Genomic DNA, 2,197 nt, shown 5'->3' on the forward strand with positions numbered 1-2,197 from the left:
GGAGCAGGTGATCGCCGCCGCGCGCGCCGCGAACCGCAGCAGTCGTGTCCAGCCGTCGTCGCCGAGGGCCCTGAGTGCGTCGGCGGACAGGGCGTCCCAGGTGGACAGGCCGTGCAGCAGGGCCGCGTTCACCGTGTCGCCGGCGCCGATCGTGTCCACCACGGCGACCTGCTCGCCCGGCACGGAGTATTCTGCGCCGTCCCGCGTGAAGACGGTCAGCCCGTCGCCACCCCGGGTCATCACAACCGCCGAGGGACCCGCGGCCAGCCACTCGCGAGGGGTGCCGCCCAGCCACCGGGCGTCCTCCTCGGAGAGCTTGAGCAGCGTCACCGACGGCAGCCAGCCGACGAACCGGGCCCGGTAGGCGTCCGCGTCGGGGATCAGCCCGGCCCGGATGTTGGGGTCGAGCGCGGTGAACACACCCTGCGCGGCCGCGGTGCGCATCAGGTTCTCGTAGGCGCTCGCCCCCGGCTCCAGGACCAGGGAGCAGGTGCCGAACGACACCGCGCGTGCTCCGGCGGGGAGGCGGTCGGGGGTTGTGAACAGGCGGTCGGCGGTGCCGTCGACGTAAAAGGAGTAGGCGGCCGAGCCGTTCCCGTCGATCGTGGCGACCGCCAGGGTGGTCGGCTCCGTGCCGCGCTGCACCGCCGAGACATCCACCCCGGCCTTGCGCAGCCCGTCGAGCAGGGCCTCGCCGAAGGCGTCGTGGGAGGTACGGGAGCAGAAGGCCGCCGGGGAGCCGAGGCGGCCGAGGGCCACGGCCGTGTTGTACGGGCCGCCGCCGAGAGCCGGCTGCAGGCCGGCGAGGGCACCCGTGCCCTGCGGTACCAGGTCGATCAGGGCCTCACCGGCGACGACGATCACGAGACGGGTCCTTTCTGGGCGGTTCGGTGCTCGGACTTGTCGAACTTCTCGGACTGCTCGGGGCAGCCGCAGGACGTGCGGTGGACGAAGGTGCAGGGGAGCCGCACGGTCCGGGCGGGCCGGTCCGGCGCGGTGAGGCGTTCCAGGAGCACCCGCACGGCCCGGGCGCCGAGGTCCTTGCTGGGCTGGGCGATCGCGGTGAGCCGGGGGGAGAAGAGGTCTGCCCAGACGAAGTCGTCGAAGCAGCACAGCGCGATGTCGTCGGGCACGGACAGGCCGTGCTCGCGCAGGGCGCGCAGCGCGCCGATGGTCATCGCGTTGTTGGCGGTGACGAGCGCCGTGGGCGGCACGGCGAGGGACAGCAGGGTCGCCGTGGCCTGCTCACCGCCGGCTGACTCGGAGTCGCCGTGCACGAGGAGGCGTTCGTCGTAGGGGAGCCCGGCGGCCGCGAGACCGTGGCGGTAGCCGGTGATGCGCTCGCTGGTGGTGCTGAGCCCGCGACGGCCCGCGACCAGGCCGATCCGGCGGTGGCCGAGCCCGGCGAGATGGGTCACCAGCCGGGCCACCGGTTCAGCGCTCTCGGCGCAGACCTGGTCGAAGCGCGGCGCGCTGTTCCCCGGCTGGTCGACCAGGCGGTCCAGGAGCACGGTCGGGACGTTGTGGCGATGCAGGTAGGTGACGAGTTCGCCCGGGTCGGCCGAGGGCGCGACGATCAGGCCGTCCACGCGTCGTTCGTGCAGGAGCTGGACGACCTTGCGCTCGTGCTGCGGGTCGTCGTGCGGATCGGCGATGAGCAGGCTGTAGCCGTGTTCCAGGGCGGTCGCCTCGACGCCCTGGAGGATCTCGGTGAAGTAGGGATTGCTGATGGCCGACACGGCGAGGCCGATGGAACGGGTGCGGGAGGTCACCAGAGAGCGGGCGAGGGTGTTCGGGGTGTAGCCGAGCTCGTCGATGGCGTCCAGGACAGCCTGGCGGGTCCCCGGGAGCACCGGCCGGGTGCCGTTCAGCACATGGGAGACGGTCGCGACGGAGACGCCGGCGTTGCGTGCCACGTCGGCCATGGTTGGCATGGGTTCCCTCCCGAGCCGCGCCATCGAGCCGCGCCGTCACCGGTCCTGTGCACCGGTCCGACGCGGGCCTTCTGGCCGGGACCGTATTCCATTCGACGGCGGACGTAAACGCTTGCGCAAGCGTTTACGTCCGCCGTCGAGGCCACCCCCACCCACATCCAGTTCAATCACCGACCGCTCTCGTCGGCAGGTACCACCCCTCCTCCGCACCCGAGCCTCCGACCAGTGGAGACCCCATGCCCGCCCGACCTTCCCCGAGCCGC

At 72.6% G+C, this 2,197-nt stretch carries 2 protein-coding genes; both read right to left on the bottom strand.

Annotated features, from left to right (window positions below; all coding sequences use genetic code 11):
* A partial coding sequence (locus tag ACTWQJ_RS50485) for a carbohydrate kinase family protein (protein WP_443313057.1) occupies positions 1-864 on the bottom strand: 864 nt, incomplete at its 3' end.
* On the bottom strand, positions 861-1,934 hold the full coding sequence (locus ACTWQJ_RS50490) for a LacI family DNA-binding transcriptional regulator (RefSeq protein ID WP_443313058.1): 1,074 nt from the start codon (positions 1,932-1,934) through the stop codon (positions 861-863). The genes ACTWQJ_RS50485 and ACTWQJ_RS50490, both read right to left, overlap by 4 nt.
* Positions 1,935-2,197: the final 263 nt, after the last annotated feature.

Source organism: Streptomyces sp. KR55, from assembly GCF_052245645.1.
GTDB lineage: Bacteria > Actinomycetota > Actinomycetes > Streptomycetales > Streptomycetaceae > Streptomyces > Streptomyces flavusporus.